We start from the raw sequence: 17,196 nt of genomic DNA, 5'->3' as shown, positions 1-17,196 counted from the left end.
CATGGAAAAACGGCGGCGATAGCCGCTGCGTCCTGAAGGCCATCCGGAGGACTGCGGAGCGCCCATCACTCGGAGCGGGCCGACCTTTGGCCGGAAGGACGCCAAGCGGGGGTGCGGGGGTTGCATAGTCCCCGTTGGACCGCCTCTCGACAGGCGGGCCACAGGGAGGGTTTGGGAGGGTCTGCCCTCCCATTGGCCGCAGCAACCGTTGCAAGGCCACCACGGGCGGGCTGTGAGCCCAGCCCTGTCACTACCGCAACGCAGGTAGTGACAGGGCGAGCCGCTGGCGCTTTCGCCGGACGTGGGGCACGTCGGGGGCCATGTCAGAACGAATGAGGGACGGCCCCATAAGGGAGTGACGAGGTTCACCCGAACCTCGTCGGGCCTGACGACGAAACATCTTTGCAACAGCCACCGGCCATTGCCGCCAACTCTCACCGGAAAGGAGAACCTGACATGACACGTATCAACCGAGCGCCAGAGGGCGCACCCACCAGACCCCCGCCCACATGCACGGCCCCACGGGCACGACACGGGGGAGCCAAGACAGGCAACCATTGAAATGAACGCACCAGATGCACGACCGCATGACACAACGGCCCGCAGACGGGCGCAACCACACGGAGACTAACAGACCGTAGAAACGGAGATAACAACAGGGAGTATCCGGCCTTTTCCTTGCCTCGGCAAGGGCCTTGAACACCGTAAGCGGGTTCATGGCGGTCAACAAAACTTAGCGAAAGAACGACATACACCATGGACGCTTTAGGCTTCAGCTTGAAAAACCTCTGTACCCGCTCGGGCGAGGGGAGTTTCGGCACCCGCGCGCTGCGGCAGCGGGGCCTTATGGCAATGGCACAAGAATTAGCGCAAATGGGCTACCGCCTGCCCGATGCGCGCAGCCTCAAGGGCAAGCACGTTGACGCCCTTGTCAGCCGGTGGAAGACCGGCGGCCTTTCCGACCAGACCATCCGCAACCGCCTGACATGGATCAGGTGGTGGGGGCATCAGGTCGGCAAAAACGGGATTGTCCCGAAAACGAATGACACCTTCGGCCTCGCGGAGCGCGGCCGGTTTTCAGGGAACAAGGCCAAGCGGCTGGAACAAGCCGCCCTCGGCCGCGTGACCGACGACAGCGTGCGCCTCGCCCTGAAGCTGGAAGCCGCATTCGGGATGCGGCGGGAGGAAGCCTTGAAGTTCCGGCCGGTCATCGCCGACAAGGGCGACCGCATCGCGCTGAAGGCGAGCTGGTGCAAGGGCGGCCGGTATCGGGAAATCCCCATAACCCACCCCAAGCAACGCGCCTTGCTCGACGAGCTGCGCGACAAGGTGGGCGATGGCTCCCTTATCGGGCAGGGGCGCAATTACTACCAAGCCATGAAGAACTACGAAAACCAGCTCCTGAAGGCGGGTATCAGCAACGCCCACGGCTACCGCCACGCCTACGCGCAATGGCGCTACAAGCAGCTTACGGGCTGGTCATGCCCCGCCGCGGGCGGTGTCACCGCGGACAAGATGACACCCGCGGATGCCAACCGCGACCGCGCCGCGCGGCTGGAAATCTCCCACGAGCTGGGCCACGGCCGCCTCGATGTCACAGACACCTACCTAGGCCGTCGCACCGCGCCGAACGCCAAGCAACAGAAAGCCGCCTAAATGGCCAATGACACCCGCCCCCTTAACCTTGCGAAAGACGCCCTGATGAGGCAGCGGGAGCGCACCAGCATCATACGGGAGGCCATGGCCGGAGAGGTGTTCGGGCAGGAAAACGTCTCCAACCGGCTCTCGGATGCTGCCTCCAAAGGGCAGACGGCCGCCATATTTGAGCCGCGCGAACCTATGGACTTGTCTGCCACGCTGGTAGCGGCGGCGGCCGTGAAGGAGTTTCAGGAGGCGGGCTTTCTGGCAGAATGGAAAACCCGCCAGAAACCGGACGGCGAGCCGGAAAAATACCTGCGCGTGAGCTGGGGCGTCGATGCTAAACCGACACCCAAAGCCTAGCGTTGAGGAAAATCGTCGTCCGGACTCGGCTCGCCACGCTCCCGCCTGATGGTCTGCAAAGTGCGCTGGATTTCATCCGACTCGTCGCGGCGCTTGCGGTATTCATCAAAGTTCGATGGCAGGGCCTTGCGCGCGTTGTAGGCGTCATCAAACAGCGCCTTGTCGCGCGGATAGTCCCCGAACAGTTCCGGCCGCTCGCGCAAGGCCACAAACAGGCCGTTTTCGCCATTCTGCTCCCGAAACGCCACCATCCTGTCCTCGGCTTCCTGCGGATTGTCGTAGGCCTGCTCCATGAGCGCGCTGTCGCGGCTGTCCAGCTCGTTCATTTCGCGTTCCAGTTTCTGGAGCTTGCGCGCCAGCCGGCGTTCTTCGTCTTCATCCAGAGAATGTGTAGACATTTCTTGACCTCGAGATAAAAATTAGAATATTCTAATTTATGTTATCGCTCTTTCATCGCAACTCGTACATCCGCAGGCACCTGCGGTATCTGGGCTATCAGCTCGGCATCCTCAAATTGAAGCCGAAACCGCTCGCCGCTGGCGAAAAGCGCGGTTTAAGCCGCAAGCTGCCGCGCAAGGTTCTCCCGTAACCTAATCACGGACAGGCTCGCGTGTCGGCTCGTACCGCGCCGCGTCGCGGTCATCGTCCGCTTCCCTGTCCGGCTCCTGCCAGCGGCGTGACCGCACCGCGCCGGCCTTTACCTCCTCCGGTTCACGCTCGGGGGCCTCTCTGGTCCAGCGTTTCGACACCACCGGCTTTTCGCGGTCTGGCTCGGGTTGCGACGGGCCGACCTCTGGTGACGCCCACCGCCGCGATTGCGCTATGTCGAACGGCTGGCGCTCCATATCCTCCACCATGCGCTCTTGCGCCGCTTCGAGCTGGCGCGGGCTGATGGGGTTGCCGGCAGGGTCGGGCACGGGCAAGTCCCGCTCCTGCTCGGCGCGGCGCTCCATCTGGCTTGCCGGCCACCCCTCCATCAGCCGGTCAAGCTGCGCTTGGTCGGTGGGAGCCGTGCTGCGGGGCAGTTTACGCGATAGTCCCATGTTCTCTCTCCTCAACCGGCGCTCCTGCGCATCGGGGCCACGGTGAACGGTCGGGGTCATCTCCACCCCTGCCCGCGCATGACTGCGCGGGTCAATCGAAGCGTCCAGTCCCGCGTTAGCAAGGGCCTCGTTGGCAAGCCGGCCCCACAAGGCCCTCGCCTCCTCGACAAACTGCCGGCCGTCTGCGGAGCGGATTTTCCCGCCGAAACCTTCGGCGGTGACGAGGCGGGTGGTCAGCAGCATGTGGACATGCGGGTTATGGGCGGTGCCGTCGTCATGAATGGCAAAATCAACCACGAAGCCCTTGGCCGCGTAGACGGCCGCCAACTGGCGGGCCAGTCCCAGCCAGACCGGCGCGGACAGCTCGCGCGGCAAGGCCACTTCGATTTCCTTGGCGAGCCGCGCATCCTTGCGTATTTCGGCGGCCTCCACCGCGTTCCAGAGCTGGGCGCGGTTAGCCATCCAGTCGGGCGCATCGGCCGGCAGGGCGATTTCGTTGTGAAGCACGTCGCGCCGGCCGCCGAACGCACTCAACCGTTCTTCGGCCTCGTTGGGCAGGGTTTCACCGGCACGGTAGGCGGCGGCGGCGACGACCGACCGGCCGGAACCACGGCTGATGTTCTTCACGTGTAAGTGGAATATCGCCACCTTCGCCCCGACAGTCGCACACCCTCCGCCACTTTACCGCCGATTGCGGCCAACGCAACCGGCGGGATGACCGCAGCTCTCTCGCCGGCACGGAGGGGTTTCAAGGGGCTTGCCCCTGACGCACCTGCTGGCTTTCTCCAGTCGCGTGTCGCGCTGGTCAGAAAGCCGTGCAGCGCATCGCCTCTTTTGCCCAATGCGTACACATTGGGCGATGCGTAAGTGCGCTGTTAGGACACCGCAGGTTTTCCCTTGATTTTCAACGGAGGGATGTACAACGTAGGCCACCACACCAACGGTAAAGGGGGCTTGCCGGTGAGCATCATCAAGTTCGACCCGCTGAAGAATGTCGGGGTTCCAAAGTCCGGAGGCGGCTTCAACACAGCCAACTTCGCCCTGCAGCTCGCAAAGCAAATCATCCGCGCCGGCCAAAACCGCAGGACGCAAAAGCGGATGGAGGAGCAGCGCGAGCAATACGAGAAAAAGGTGGAGGAAACCGTGCGGAATCCGCCGCCCATCCACGGCTCGGCCCGCTGGGCAACGGAAGACGATTTGCGCAAGGCCGGCTACCTGAAGCCGGCCACGGCCTTCGATACCCCCTCCTCCATCTTCCTCGGCCTGCTGCGTCACCCGCAAACCCAAAATGTGCTCGGGCAGATTCATTGGGACAAGGTGGGCCACCTGATAACGGTGGCGGCGACCCAAAAGGGCAAGTCGTCAACGCTGGTGGTGCCAAACCTGCTGCGCTATCGCGGCTCCTGCGTGGTACTCGACCCCAAGGGCGAGCTTTACCGCGACACGGCCGCGTGGCGGCGAACCTTGGGGCCGGTCTACAACATCGCGCCATTCAAGGAAGGCAGCGACAGTTTCGACCCGCTCGCCTCCATCAAGACCATTTCCGACGCGCGCGCCACGGCCGGCGTCCTGATACCGGAAGACCCCAAGGCGCAATCGTTCTTTCGTGACGATGCCATCGCCTTCTTGGCGGCGGTTATCCTGTCCGTGGCCAGAGACGCCCCGCAAAAGCGCCGCACTATGCAGGAAGTCCGCAACATCACCTCGGGCAATGACATCATCGACTTTGCGAAGGAGATGGTCGCAACCGGCCGGCCGGAGTTGGCGAATCCGTCGAAAATCGTGTTGGGCAAACGCCCCGAAAGCCTTAGCACCCTCATGCAGACGCTCAACACGCACCTGTCGATTTTCGATGAAGCGAGCTTGAGCGCAAACACGGGCAACACCGTCGATTTCCGGACACTGAAAGACCAGACGACGACGGTCTACATCAACGTGCCGTTCGGCAAAATGAGCACGTATAGCCCCTATTTGCGGCTGGTCTTGTCCACCGCCCTCGACGCCATGCTGTTGAATGAGAAAAAGCCGGACATTCCGGTGCTTTTCCTCCTCGACGAGTTTTTGTCCCTGAAACACTTTCCGGAGTTTCGGGACGCCATCCGGACACATACCAGCGCCGGCGTCCGGCTGTGGTTCTTCCTCCAGAATCAGGCCACGCTTGAGGAATACTACCCGAACTCGTGGAAGGCGTTTTTTGACGCCACGGTGAAGGTGTTTTTCGGCACGGAAGACACCCACACCGGCCGCCTCGTGTCCGACTTGCTCGGCAACACGACCGTGGCGCATCTGCAGGCGAGCTATTCGCAGAATACCTCCACTCCCTCGGGAAACATGAACGAGCAAGGCGGTAACACCGCCCAGACCCTCAGCACGAACTTGGGCTACAGCGCGCGGCCGCTGCTGACGCCTACCGAGGTGGAAGCCCTCCTGAACGAGGATTTCCCCGACCATTCCCGCAACGCCATCCTGAAGATTGGCGGGGCACCCTACCCCATACAGGCCAAACTGGAGCCGTGGTTCAACGGCCCCATTTGCAAGTCGCGCGTCAATTTCAAAGCACCAGAGCAGATTTCAAAGGAGCGATAATATGGCAGCAGATTCGACCATTGCAGCAAGCGTTCGCCACAGCACCCTGCCCACGTGGTTGAGCTTGGTTTTCGGAAGTTGGGTCGGGCTGATTTGGGGAAGCCTGATTTCCCTCCCCATCGGTGTGGGCTTCGCGGTGGCCGGCGGCAGCATCTTCGGCGGCTTCCTCATGGTTCCGATATGGGGCACCGTCTGGGGCCTGGTCGGATTGGGCAGACAACGGGAAAGCGCCGTTGCCCAACACGGCGTTTCCCTGCTGAAGGAAAGCGACCCCCTCGCCCAGCGCGTCCACATCCTCGCCGGCAACCTCGGCCTGTCGGTCAAGCCGTGGGTCGGTGTCATGCCGCATAACAACGCCTACGCCATCGGGTCGAATCCGGACAACGCCCTTGTGGTCATCGGCCAGCCGTTGATTAACGGCCTCACGGAAGACGAGGTGAACGCCATCATCGGCCACGAGCTGGGCCATGTCGTCAACAACGACATGCGCCGGATGGGCTTCGCACGGTCGTTTCAAAACTCCCTCGTCTGGTATCTCGGCTTTTCCCGCACCGTGCAAGGCTGGGGCCGTTGGTTCCTGACGTGGCTCTCCGAGCTGTTCGTGCTGGGCCTGTCCCGCAAGCGCGAGTATTGGGCCGATGCCATCGGGGCCATCCTGACCAGTAAGGAGGCGATGATTTCCGCACTGGAAAAGCTGCACAACGAACCGCCGTTGAGCGACTTCGAGCGCGAAAACGCCCGTCTGATGTTTCGCGGTTTTGCTTCAGGGTCGATGTTCTCGACACATCCGACACTTGCCGAACGCCGGCAGGCCTTGCAGAATGAAACCTACATCCGGCAGCTCGGCCCGCTGCGCCGCGCCGTTACGCCGCTGCTAAGCCCGCAAAGTCCCGTGCCGCTGTCGAACGAGACAGGGATGGCGAAGCGGAATTGAGGCGAGCGAGTGGTGGGGGCCGTCTGCCCCCACATCCCCGAGGATATTTCCGAAAAGGATTAGGAGCGGTTTTAAGGGGGTTTCCAGCTCGCGACACGCAACCCCTCATCTAGCCCCCCCGAAACGCTCCTGATGGCGCTCTGCGGCCTTGTAAGCACCAATGGAATATGATTCAGTTTGAGCACGGTACAGGCTGGGAAGCCGATGGCCGTAAAGGATTAGGGAACCACCGCCGCCGTGCGGTGGTTTTCTATTTTTGGTGGGGATTACCGACACCGACAAAAATCCAAAATCCAGATTTAGAAAATCAGGCGCAGCCTGTTTTAAGAGTTTTCTCTGTTTTATTTAAGTTTTAATAAGTTTTAGGCGCAAAAACAGCCTTTTTTGTCATGGGATTCAAGAGCTTGCGGAGAGGGCATGTCGGCGATGTACGGTCTGTCGTCGGCGATGTACGGTTTGTCGTCGGTAAAAAACGGTTTGTCGTCGGCGATGTACGGAAAATTGTCGGCGAAAAACGGAAGCGCCATTTTTGACGACAAAATCCTGCCGGTTGAAAAGGCGGCTTTAGCCCTTGTTTTTGTCGTCGGCGATGTACGGATTGACGACAAAAAGTGTCGTCGGCGAAAAACGGCGCGCGACAAAATCACGCGACCGTCAGGGCTTCCGCATCCCCTGCCCCCGTACCATCGGCACGGTATTGCATCCGTAGCTTCGGCCCGTCCTTGCCCTCGACAATCGAGAGGTCGTAGTCCGGCATGGGGAACGCCTGCGTCCGCCCGATAAACTCGCGGAGGTCATAAGCGAACTTGCGGAACTCCTGTTCCGAGCTGCTGCGGCTGTAAACCTCGGTGAAATAGTATTCCGCGTCAGTCTTTCCGGCGGCTTTGCGGGCCAGCCGGTAGATGAAGCGGCCAAGCGCCGAACTGATAAGGAAGTAGTCGTGGTGCAGCGTCAGGAGCGGGAGCTTTTTGTCGTTGCGCACGACGCTGGTGTAGACCCAATCCGGAATCGTGATTTCGATAAGGTCGATTTTATTGGCTCCGGTGCGGCTGACGACGCTGTAGCCGCCAATCATCGGGCGGCTGTCCACCTGACGGCGTTTGCCGCCGGACAGGTTCACGACCTTGATGGTCGTGTTGGACAAGCGGTCAAGCGCGGCTTCCAAGTCTTCGTAGGACTTGCCGCCGTCGGAACGACGGCAGAACTTGAGGATGTGCGAGGCGTTCGGCCGGTACACCTTCGGAGGCAGGGTCGGCCTCAAGCCCTTGGCCTCGTCGCGGCGGAACTGCTGCACCTCCTCGGCCAGATAGGACACCATGTTGAGGAATATGTCGTAGTCGAACACGGTGGCAATGCCGGATTCCGCGCCGCCCTCGATGGTAATCAGGCTGTCTTTCAGCTCGTACTTGATGACGCGGCTGCTGGCCCGCTTGCTAAGGGAGAACGGAGCCACGTCCATCAGGTTTACGTCGTCCTTGAGGGGCGCGTCGTAGACGGTGGGCACGAAGAACATGAGCTGGGCGTCGTCCTGCGGCGGGGTGCGCAGCACGCGCTTGGGCGCAGTCTCGTTCATCAGCGCGGCGGTTACGTCGCCTTGGATGCTCTCGTGGCGGATACGCTCGCCAAGCGCCTCCAGGCTGCGGGCGAGCGGCCCGCCGATGGTGTCCAGCTTGAGGTCGGCCCAGACACGGCGGCTGTAATAGCGCCGGAGGCGGCTCAGGGCGTCCTTGTCCAGCTCGATGGGGTCGCGGTTGTAGGTTTGGGCGAAGTCGGTGGCCAGCTCCTGCAGGTAGGTGTTTTTTTCGTGAAGGTTCAGCTTGCTGAAATCTTCACGGCTCATGAGCTGGAACTTGTTGATGGTCATGCCCCTACCCTACTCTGTGTCCGGTCTGGCGGAAAGCATATTGGCCGCATCTGATGTTTTCTGCATAATCGTAAATCAGTAAAATCGTAAATCCGATTATGCGACGGGGAACTCTTTGTCCAGCATGTCGCGGATAACATCCGCCATCTTCGTGCCGCGCATGGCACAGGCGGCCTTGATGCGCTTGTGCAGGCCCTCGGGCACGTCGATGGTCAGGCGCTTCACGGCCTCGGCCGGATGCAGGTTGACGACCTCGGCGGTGGGAGCCGATTCCGACACGTCGGCGGTGCGGGCGTTGACCCATGCGTCGGCCCCGTCGGGCTTCTTGGCGGGCATTTTCATGGTGACCTTTTTCATGCTCATGCGGCTTTCTTCTCATTGGTGGATGTGAGGGCTTTGGAAAGGGCGGCGATTTCGCGGGCGGCTTCGCTGTTCGGTTCAGCCTCGATGACGGCCAGCCCCTGCCCCGCGCTTTCCGCATAGATGACGCGCTGGTGCAGGGTGGCGTTGAGGACGGGCACATGCTCGAACTGCGCGAGGGCGTCGCCCACGTCGCGGCCAATCGCCGTATTTGCGATTTTACGATTAATTACAAAAGCGCATTTCAGGTCGGGCTTGAACTGCTGGGCCTCCTGAATGAGGGACACCGTGTCCGCAGCGGCCCAAATGTCATACGGCGAGGGCTGCACGGGGATAAGCACAAGGTCGCTTGCCAGAATGGCGGCGCGGCCCAGCTCGTTGACGCGGGGTGCGCCGTCGATGATGACGACCTGATAATCCTTGGCGATGTCCGGCAGGTCGCGGTGGAGGGAAGGCTTGGCCATACCAATGACCGGAAACAGAGGCTCTGCGTCGCGCGCGGCCGACCATTGCAGGGCGCTGCCCTGCGGGTCGGCGTCCACCAGCAGGACGCGGAGGCCGGATTTTGCGTAGGTGGCGGCGAGGTTGATGGCAATCGTGGTTTTGCCAACACCGCCTTTCTGGTTCAAAACTCCGATAATCATGGCGTCGCCTTTCTGTGAATCATCTTTTACGATTTTACGATTACACGATTAATCGTTTCTTACCATGGGCCGGTGACAAAATGGGGTAGCCCCTGCGGCCGGAAAATCACATTTACGCTTTTACAGAAAAGCGTAAATGCAGAAAAGCGGAAAGGGCGCTTATGCGCCACCAAGTCTGCGGAGATAATCTCAAGGTTTACAACGCGACCGTGGTGCGGAACTGCACAGCTTCAGGACGGAATCAGCCCGAAGGCCTGCCCAAGGCGGACAACGATGGAGGCGAGGGTGCCAAGGAAAAGCACCCCCAAGAGGGCATAGATGGCGAGGGTTTCGAGCCGGTCTTTCAAGAATGCCTCCGGAGCTGGCCCCTTGTCATACCATGACGCTGGACACCCTCAAAAAGCCCTACGCCATCCGTTTTTTCCATGCCTCTGTGAAGGGCTTGGCGGCGTCTTCGGGGTTGTGGGCCGCGCTCACCAGCCGCTTGCCGCCACAGCCCTTGCAGCGGAAGAACGCCGCCGCGAGATGCACGGGCAGGTCGGGGGCCAGCCGCGCGGGCAGGAGAAGGTGGGGGATGTAGGTCGAGCGGCCGCAGGCCTCGCACCGGATGCCAAGCCAGACCTGACTGCTGCGGATGTCGGCGATGGTGGTCATGGAATTGCCTAGGAATAATGGCCTATTCCTATAAGGTTTATATTCCTATTTCAAGGGCCGGATTCCGCAGAATGAAAGCGCTGCTGCGTCGTGACGCAGCAGCGCTCGGACGCTGGGCGTCAGTATTCCGACGCTAGCATGATGGTCAGCACCCGCCGCGTCACCTTGGGGTCGCTCGGGTCGTCCGAGCCGTGCATCATGTCCGGCGCGTAGCAGTCGATTTTCCAGAAGATCTTGTGGCCGTCCACGGTCAGCGCGCCGAAGTCGTGCTCGCCGTGCGGGTCGTTGTCGGCCGTGAAGGCGTCGAAGGCCTGTACCAGCTCGGCGATGCGGGACTGCGTGGCTTCGGGCAGGTCGCGGATGCCTTCGGTCATCAGCACCGTGCCGGTCAGCCATGTGGTGCGGAACACGTCGTTCAGCTCGCGGATACGGAGGGTTTTGGGGTCGTGGGTCATGTCTTTGGCTTTCGTTGGTTGTCGCGCTGTTGCGCAGCAACGGCCAAAAGCGGGGGAGGGGGCGGTGTCCTGTGCCCAACTCGGGTGTGCGGGCAGGGCCATGGATGCCGTTCCCTCTCCCCGCTTAGGTGGGGCGCAAGAACACCAGCGCGACGGCCCGAAAGCCGCATGACCACCCTCAACCCACGGAACTGCTGAACGATTGGGCACCGCTACGGACAGGGCAGGGGGGCTGCGTTATCGTGTTGGCATGAACTATCGTCTTCTCGCCCTGCTGCTCATCGTCCCCGCCGCCGCGTTTGCGGCTTCACCGGCCGCCGACGGCTCCGACAACACCATTACCGGCCCCGCCAAGGTGACCGGCCCGCTGTTTGGCGAGTCTGTCCACGGCGGGTGGATTGCAACGACGGGGGATGCCGTCGCCGGAGCCCGTGACGACCGCATCATGACGCCGAAGGCCACGCGCGCGGCGCTTGACGTCGCCATTCCGACCGGCACGGTGTTCATGTTCGCAGGCGCGGTGCCCCCGCAAGGCTGGCTGGCGCTGAACGGTCAGACCGTTTCCGCCAAGGAACACCCCGAGCTGGTGCAACGCCTCGGCAACGGTTCCGCGTCCGTCACCCTGCCGGTGATGGCCGCGCCCAAAGGGTTCATTGCTGCGGTGAAAGGGTAGGCCGTGCGCGTCAACGCCGCCGCCCTTGCCCTGATACTCACCGCACTGGTGGTGCCTGCATGGGCGCAGACAACAGCGGTGATGGGGCCGAACGGCAACATTTCGGCCACGGGCTACGTGCAGGCGGGCGGGATTTCTGCGACGAACGGGTATTTTAGCGGGAAGCTTGGCATCGGCACTACCGCTCCCGGCTATCCCCTGGATGTCTCCGGCGTCATATATAGCCATGGAATAGGCTTTGGTGGCGGTGTCTTCCTTCAAAATATTACGGCTAGTACCGGCCGGACATACTCCGTATATTCCAACAACGACGGTCATTTGGTCTTTGGCGACGAAACTGCGGGGACGTGGCGCATGGCCATCGACTCCACTGGCAAAGTCGGCATTGGCATATTTAATCCTGCCTACTCCCTTGACGTATCCGGCACGGCCCGCGCCACCGCCTTCTACGGCGACGGCTCCGGCCTCACCAACCTGCCCTCCAGCACCGGAGACCGCATCGTCTCCGGCACCAGCAGTCTCATCAATTCCTCATCGGGCTGGCTCACACAAAACTACAGCGGCAACACCTATTATCTGATGGCAGGCACCGGCGAAAACGCCCTACGCCTTGGTGCTGGCCGTGCCAGCAACAACTACGCCTATATCGACCTTATCGGCGATGCCACCTACACCTCCTACGGCCTCCGCCTCATCCGCGACAACAGCGGCCCTAACGCCGTTTCATGGATTCAATCCCGTGGCACCGGCGGGCTGGTGCTGCAAACTCAAGAAGCCGCCCCCATCGTCTTCAGCACCAGCTCCACCGAGCGCGTGCGCATCGACCCCTCCGGCAACGTCGGTATCGGCACCAGCAGCCCAAATGCAAAGTTAGAAGTAAACGGGACCATTTCCACAACAGCCATCAGCGTCAACGGAGTGCCGATTAATGGCTCGAGCCCCACTGTCGCGTTTAGTGTCCATAAAAATGGAACTATACAGACTGTAACTTCTGGAACCGATACCAAGATGACGTGGAGCACTAAGGCTTTTGATACCAATAACAATTTTGCATCGAACCGGTTCACCCCGACAGTTGCGGGCATGTATAATATTAATTCCACGATTCTCTGTGCAGGCGTTCCTACGTCATGTACGGTCGAAATCTACAAAAACGGCTCTGCTCTTTATCTTCAATCGTCCAACTCACCGCAGGTAGAAATAACAAAACTTGTTCCGATGAATGGGACTACGGACTACATAGAAATATATGCTGCAAACAACGGAGACACCCTTATCAATGGATCTTCATATTATACGAGTTTCCAAGGTTATTTAGTCAAGTAATAGGCATTGGCCGCCAAATTGTTGAATAAAATTAAAATCTTCAACTGCGCCCGTGAGCTAAAGCCTTCACGCGCGCCTGCGGAAAATACGTGTAGAAGGTCGAGCGGCTGACCCCCAACCGCTTGGCGATGTCCGCCACCGGAATCGTCCCCGACGCCAGCAGCGCCCGCCCCGCCTCGATGTCGGCCTCGGACAGGCCCTTGCGCCGTCCACCCGTGCGGCCACGGGCGAGGGCGGCTTTCAGGCCCTCCATGGTGCGCTCGCGGTTGAGGTCGAGGAAGTATTCCGCCATGGCCCCGTGTATCTGCAAAAAGAAGCGGCCTTGGGCGCTTTCGCTGTCCAGCTCCTCGGTCAGGCTGCGGAAGGCAACCCCGTTGCTCCGGAGCTGGTCGATGGTGCGCATCATTTCCACCAGCGACCGGCCGAGCCGGTCGAGCTTCCAGACCACCAGCACGTCGTCCGGCCGGAGGAAGGCGAGGGCCGCGTCCAGCTCCGGCCGCTTGCTGCCAGCCTTGCCCGACTTCTTCTCCTCGAAAATCTTCTCGCAACCGGCGCGCAAGAGCGCGTCCCGTTGCAGGTCAAGATTCTGGTCGGTGGTCGAGACGCGGGCATATCCTATGAGCATGTCCGGATAGTCGCATAAGACCGTTTTCCGGACAATAGAAATCCGGACATAGTTTCCGGACACTCAAACCGCCAAAATCGACCACGAAGGGCAGGGGGTCACGCCATGTCCGGAAAACGGTCGTTTTTCGGACATCTGTGGCTCTTTCATTGCGGGCAGGCCAAATTCGCGTTTGTTGACGTTTTTTCAACCAATGCAACCAACAATATAAATTGCCCAAAAGCGCCAAATCAGGGTAGCGTGAGATAAATAGAATTTGCGGACAGATGCTTAAAACCAGACCCTCCTCCCAGCCGAGACGTGCAACACGTAACGTCGGCGGCTCGCCTGTGAGCCTTGACGCGTGCAGGGCTATGGCCCGTGCGTGGAGCGAAAAGATTGAGCCGAGGAAGCGCCAACAGGCGATTTGGTCGTTCATCTCTGACGCGGTGCGTTCCTACATACTGGCAACGGGGCGGGAACCCGCGTCGATTCCGAGCGCAAGCCGGTTGGTGACGGCGTTCACCTACAAACTTGACGCCGCCGCTGCCGGTCTTGCCGAAACACTCGGGCAGGAAGCCGCAAAGCTCACGATTGAGAATGCGGCCTTCCAGTTGAGCACCTGCTACACCTCAATGCTTCCCGAAAACCTACGCAGCGAGTGGGGGGCCTTTTACACGCCGCCCGCGCTGACGGAACGGCTTCTGAGGTTGTCGGAAGAATCCGGAATCCAGTGGGAAAGCGCGCGCGTCCTCGACCCAGCATGTGGGGGAGGGGCCTTTCTCTTGCCGGTCGCTCTCCGGATGCAGACCTGCCTTGGTGACTTGTCTGGCAACGCGCTTTTTGACCATTTCGCCCAGCACCTCAAAGGCTTTGAGATTGACCCGTTCGCGGCGCAACTGACCCAAACGTGGCTGGAAATCGCGTTTGCTGACATTTCCTGTGCCACGGGTCGTCCGTTTCCCGCTGTTGTCCACGTCTGCGACAGCCTGCAGCAGACCGTTTCCGGAAAGCTTTTTGACCTGATTATCGGCAACCCGCCTTACGGTCGGGTCAGGCTGGCTTCAGACCTTCGGGAGCGCTATCGGGAAAGCCTTTTTGGCCACGCCAACATGTACGGCCTGTTTACAGACCTCGCCATCCAGTGGGCACGCAAGGGCGGCGTGATTGCCTATGTCACGCCCACGGGCTTCTTGGCCGGTGAGTATTTCAAGGCTCTCCGCGCGCTTCTTGCGAAAAAGGCACCCCCATGCGCCATTGACTTCATCACCGAACGGCGCGGCGTCTTTGATGACGTCCTGCAGGAGGCGCTTCTGGCGACCTACCGGCGCGGCGGCCGTCGTGGTGCAACAACCGTCCACTACCTATCGGTCAACGGCACGGCGGAAGTTACGCACGCTGGTGCCTTTGAGCTGCCCCAAGTGCCTTCGGACCCGTGGTTGGCTCCTCGGACGCCTGCCGACGGTCTCCTCGTGGACAGCTTGACCAGGCTGCCGGCACGGCTGAGTGACTGGGGCTATAAGGTATCGACCGGCCCACTGGTTTGGAACCGCTTCAAAGGCCAATTCCGCACCCGAGCGGGAAAAGACACACTGCCGGTCATTTGGGCCGAAGCCGTGACTGCCGAAGGCCAATTCGTCTTCCGCGCCGAAAAGCGCAATCATGAGCCCTATTTTAAGCTCAATCCGCGAGACGGCTCGCTCAAGGTATCGGAGCCCTGCGTACTCCTGCAGCGCACCACATCGAAAGAACAGGCGCGCCGTTTGATTGCTGCGGAGCTGCCAGAATCCTTTATCAAGCTGCACGATGGCGTCATCGTTGAGAACCATTTGAACATGGTGAAGCCTATTGGGCATGGACGAGCGAAAGTTCCTGCAGCCGTCGTGGCGGCCGTTCTGAACAGTCGAATCGCCGACAGGGCCTTTCGCTGCATCAGCGGGAGCGTTGCCGTTTCTGCCTTTGAACTGGAAGCATTACCTTTGCCGGCGGCCGACAGCATGCGAGAGGTCGCACTGTTGGTAGAAAACGGCGCGCCGCAAACGGAAATCGACTGTTTCCTCGATAAACTATTCCTTGGAGACAATCGACTTGTCTAATTTGCCGCCCCTCTTGTCATGGCAGGAAATCCAGCGCCGTCTGGAACAGATATTTCCGGTGGGCACGTCAGCGCGCCACCGGCTGGTCAATGATGTCGCGTCAAGGACTGTCTTCACCGCGCTCTATATCAACGCCATTGAGGGGTCTGAAACCGCTCTCGCGCCGAAGCATGTCTACCGCATGACGGAGCAGCAATCGGCCCTTACCGCCGACGCCGACCGTTTATCCTATGCAACGGACATCATGAAGGCCGGAAGCCATGTCGTTGGCGACCGCTGGTATGCGGACACCACCCGCGAAAGCATCAGGGACGACACGCTGCGCGAAGCTCTCGTTGCAACTGGCGCTGCCGTTGAAGATACGACCGTGCCGACCACCTCCGGCAAAGGCCGCTATTCGCTGCAGGCAGCATTTGCCGCGCTGATGGCCCCCGACCTTACGGCCGATAGTTTAGACAAAGCCATCAAGAACTGGCAGGAGAACTATCTGAATGCCGGCGCGCTGGCGCGTATTGCTATAGTCCGAGCAGGCGCGGCCAAAGGTGGAACGCATGTCCAAGTGGAGTTCCCCAGCGGCGAAACACGGCGTCTCAAGGCCGGTCCCAGTTCGGTCATCACAAAAGCTGTCATCGAAGTTTTCGCCCCGCGATTTCTTGCCGACCCAGCCGTGCTTTTTGTGAGCGAAAGCGGCAACAAGGTTGTTGCCAGAGATGACAAGCTGGCTTCGTCCATCGGTCTTTCCATCAAAGCCGATAAGGATTTGCCGGATGTCATTCTGGTTGACCTGAAACCCGCCCATCCGCTCCTCGTTTTCGTGGAAGTGGTTGCAACGGACGGTCCGATTGGCATCAGGCGAAAGGCCGCTTTGGAAAAACTGGCTCTGGATGCGGGGTTTGACCTGCAGCACGTGGCCTTTGTGACTGCCTATCTCGACCGGAGCCAGTCCACCTTCAAGCGAACCGCCGAGACGTTGGCTTGGGGCACCTTCGCATGGTTTGCTGGGGAGCCAGAGCATATTGTCGAGCTTAGCGCCGATTCCCGCATAGGTCTTCGTTAATCCTCTAAATCCGGCACTCCAGCTCTAGTAGATGGGTGCAAGGGACTTGCACCCCTGCCACGTGGCGAACGCGGGGGGCAGAGTGTCAGGGGGTTGGTGCGGGCGCACAAGCCACCGGCGCGGAGCCTCGGCCCCTTGATACGGCGTTGGGGGCAGCGCCCCCAGTCTGACCACCACATATTGCGACGGCGCCGGCGCCGGCATCAGCTGACCGACCCCACATATTGGGGTCACACCTCAAGAGCCTGTCGGCCGAAGCGGAAAAACGCTTCCATGAATGGCTCGGCCGTGCTGACGGCGAAGGCCTCGGCCACGGGCATCGCCACCACGGCCGCCCTGCCACGGCGTTCGACCGGCCGCTGTAGCAGGTCGTGCAGGGCCACCCACAAGAACCGCTCCGGCGCATCGAGGTCGAGGCAGGCAAACAGCACCGTGACGTTGAAAATGCCGGAGAAGCGGCGGAGCTTCCTCAGCTCGCCGGCCTCGAACAGCAGACAGTCGTCATAGGTGGTTTTGGCCTTCACATCGAAGGCCACCATGCCGACGCTGGGCAGGCCAACGAGATAGTCCGGCCGCTTGATTTTGCCGCGCAAGGGCGCGGGCACATTGAGCGGCGATTGCTCGATGTACAGGAAAGCGGCGCTTTCCTGATTCAGCCATGCCCGAAACGCGGCCTCGGCTTTCTCGCCCTTGGCCTTCAGGTCGGCGGGTAATTTGAACATGCGCACAGTTTACCCGCCACCGGCACGGCTGGCCATGGGGCGGACAGCTTTCGGGGAGGGCTGTGTAGCCGTCAGGCTACATCATGGAAAAACGGCGGCGATAGCCGCTGCGTCCTGAAGGCCATCCGGAGGACTGCGGAGCGCCCATCACTCGGAGCGGGCCGACCTTTGGCCGGA

At 60.8% G+C, this 17,196-nt stretch carries 19 protein-coding genes; 9 read left to right on the top strand and 10 right to left on the bottom strand.

Features of this window, described 5'->3' with window-relative positions; all coding sequences use genetic code 11:
- Positions 1–756 precede the first annotated feature (756 nt).
- Positions 757–1,656 (top strand): phage integrase N-terminal domain-containing protein, encoded by a 900-nt coding sequence (locus ABID16_RS23270; protein ID WP_354558770.1) that lies wholly within the window; start codon positions 757–759, stop codon positions 1,654–1,656.
- Positions 1,657–2,001 (top strand): hypothetical protein, encoded by a 345-nt coding sequence (locus tag ABID16_RS23265; protein WP_354558769.1) that lies wholly within the window; start codon positions 1,657–1,659, stop codon positions 1,999–2,001. It abuts the gene before it with no gap.
- On the opposite strand, the gene ABID16_RS23260 is transcribed toward ABID16_RS23265, so the two are convergent.
- Together ABID16_RS23260 and ABID16_RS23255 are read right to left on the bottom strand one after the other, a co-directional pair.
- On the bottom strand, positions 1,998–2,327 hold the full coding sequence (locus tag ABID16_RS23260; RefSeq protein ID WP_354558768.1) for a hypothetical protein: 330 nt from the start codon (positions 2,325–2,327) through the stop codon (positions 1,998–2,000). The two genes, ABID16_RS23265 and ABID16_RS23260, sit on opposite strands and share 4 nt — an antisense overlap.
- A gap of 264 nt (positions 2,328–2,591) precedes the next feature.
- Positions 2,592–3,671 carry a MobA/MobL family protein gene (locus ABID16_RS23255; RefSeq protein WP_354558767.1) on the bottom strand — a complete coding sequence of 360 codons (1,080 nt, stop codon included), beginning with the start codon at positions 3,669–3,671 and terminating at the stop codon, positions 2,592–2,594.
- Between the two features lie 333 nt (positions 3,672–4,004).
- On the opposite strand from ABID16_RS23255, the gene ABID16_RS23250 reads away from it, so the two are divergent.
- From ABID16_RS23250 to ABID16_RS23240, 3 genes are all read left to right on the top strand, one after another.
- Positions 4,005–5,630 carry a type IV secretory system conjugative DNA transfer family protein gene (locus tag ABID16_RS23250; protein WP_354558766.1) on the top strand — a complete coding sequence of 542 codons (1,626 nt, stop codon included), beginning with the start codon at positions 4,005–4,007 and terminating at the stop codon, positions 5,628–5,630.
- A gap of 1 nt (position 5,631) precedes the next feature.
- A complete protein-coding gene (locus ABID16_RS23245; protein WP_354558765.1) occupies positions 5,632–6,564 on the top strand; it encodes a M48 family metalloprotease in 933 nt (310 codons plus the stop codon).
- 167 nt (positions 6,565–6,731) lie between these two features.
- Positions 6,732–6,920 carry a hypothetical protein gene (locus ABID16_RS23240; RefSeq protein WP_354558764.1) on the top strand — a complete coding sequence of 63 codons (189 nt, stop codon included), beginning with the start codon at positions 6,732–6,734 and terminating at the stop codon, positions 6,918–6,920.
- 6 nt (positions 6,921–6,926) lie between these two features.
- Here the strand turns inward: ABID16_RS23240 and ABID16_RS23235 are convergent, their stop codons facing one another.
- The 6 genes from ABID16_RS23235 to ABID16_RS23210 form a co-directional block, all read right to left on the bottom strand.
- Positions 6,927–7,211: a hypothetical protein gene (locus tag ABID16_RS23235; RefSeq protein ID WP_354558763.1), complete on the bottom strand. Its 285-nt coding sequence runs from the start codon at positions 7,209–7,211 to the stop codon at positions 6,927–6,929.
- On the bottom strand, positions 7,208–8,428 hold the full coding sequence (locus ABID16_RS23230; protein ID WP_354558762.1) for a replication initiator protein A: 1,221 nt from the start codon (positions 8,426–8,428) through the stop codon (positions 7,208–7,210). The genes ABID16_RS23235 and ABID16_RS23230 overlap by 4 nt, the downstream gene beginning before the upstream one ends.
- Before the next feature lie 96 nt (positions 8,429–8,524).
- Positions 8,525–8,791, bottom strand: a complete 267-nt coding sequence (locus tag ABID16_RS23225; protein WP_354558761.1) for a plasmid partition protein ParG — start codon at positions 8,789–8,791, stop codon at positions 8,525–8,527.
- Positions 8,788–9,432, bottom strand: coding sequence for a ParA family partition ATPase (gene parA, locus ABID16_RS23220; protein ID WP_354558760.1), 645 nt, complete (start codon positions 9,430–9,432; stop codon positions 8,788–8,790). The genes ABID16_RS23225 and parA overlap by 4 nt, the downstream gene beginning before the upstream one ends.
- A 405-nt stretch (positions 9,433–9,837) precedes the next feature.
- Positions 9,838–10,086 carry a hypothetical protein gene (locus ABID16_RS23215; RefSeq protein ID WP_354558759.1) on the bottom strand — a complete coding sequence of 83 codons (249 nt, stop codon included), beginning with the start codon at positions 10,084–10,086 and terminating at the stop codon, positions 9,838–9,840.
- Positions 10,087–10,205: 119 nt separating this feature from the next.
- Positions 10,206–10,541, bottom strand: coding sequence for a DUF3768 domain-containing protein (locus ABID16_RS23210; RefSeq protein ID WP_354558758.1), 336 nt, complete (start codon positions 10,539–10,541; stop codon positions 10,206–10,208).
- Between the two features lie 250 nt (positions 10,542–10,791).
- Here ABID16_RS23210 and ABID16_RS23205 point away from each other — a divergent pair, with 250 nt between their 5' ends.
- Positions 10,792–11,214, top strand: a complete 423-nt coding sequence (locus ABID16_RS23205; RefSeq protein ID WP_354558757.1) for a phage tail protein — start codon at positions 10,792–10,794, stop codon at positions 11,212–11,214.
- Positions 11,215–11,217: 3 nt separating this feature from the next.
- Positions 11,218–12,540: a hypothetical protein gene (locus ABID16_RS23200; protein WP_354558756.1), complete on the top strand. Its 1,323-nt coding sequence runs from the start codon at positions 11,218–11,220 to the stop codon at positions 12,538–12,540.
- Positions 12,541–12,580: 40 nt separating this feature from the next.
- Here ABID16_RS23200 and ABID16_RS23195 read toward each other — a convergent pair whose 3' ends face one another.
- Complete coding sequence (locus tag ABID16_RS23195; protein ID WP_354558755.1) at positions 12,581–13,165, bottom strand: recombinase family protein; 585 nt, start codon at positions 13,163–13,165, stop codon at positions 12,581–12,583.
- Positions 13,166–13,656: 491 nt separating this feature from the next.
- Between ABID16_RS23195 and ABID16_RS23190 the strand changes: the two genes are divergently transcribed.
- Complete coding sequence (locus ABID16_RS23190; RefSeq protein WP_354558754.1) at positions 13,657–15,240, top strand: HsdM family class I SAM-dependent methyltransferase; 1,584 nt, start codon at positions 13,657–13,659, stop codon at positions 15,238–15,240.
- Complete coding sequence (locus ABID16_RS23185) at positions 15,233–16,297, top strand: BsuBI/PstI family type II restriction endonuclease (protein WP_354558753.1); 1,065 nt, start codon at positions 15,233–15,235, stop codon at positions 16,295–16,297. Before ABID16_RS23190 ends, ABID16_RS23185 begins: the two co-directional genes overlap by 8 nt.
- A 230-nt stretch (positions 16,298–16,527) precedes the next feature.
- Here ABID16_RS23185 and ABID16_RS23180 read toward each other — a convergent pair whose 3' ends face one another.
- Positions 16,528–17,019 carry a hypothetical protein gene (locus ABID16_RS23180; protein ID WP_354558752.1) on the bottom strand — a complete coding sequence of 164 codons (492 nt, stop codon included), beginning with the start codon at positions 17,017–17,019 and terminating at the stop codon, positions 16,528–16,530.
- Between the last annotated feature and the right edge of the window lie 177 nt (positions 17,020–17,196).

This window comes from Limnomicrobium aquaticum (assembly GCF_040545545.1).
Classification (GTDB): Bacteria; Pseudomonadota; Alphaproteobacteria; order Rhizobiales; family Rhizobiaceae; genus Ensifer_A; species Ensifer_A aquaticum.
The sequence above is the reverse complement of the archived record's forward strand: the minus strand, read 5'-3'. Positions and strand labels throughout refer to the sequence as shown.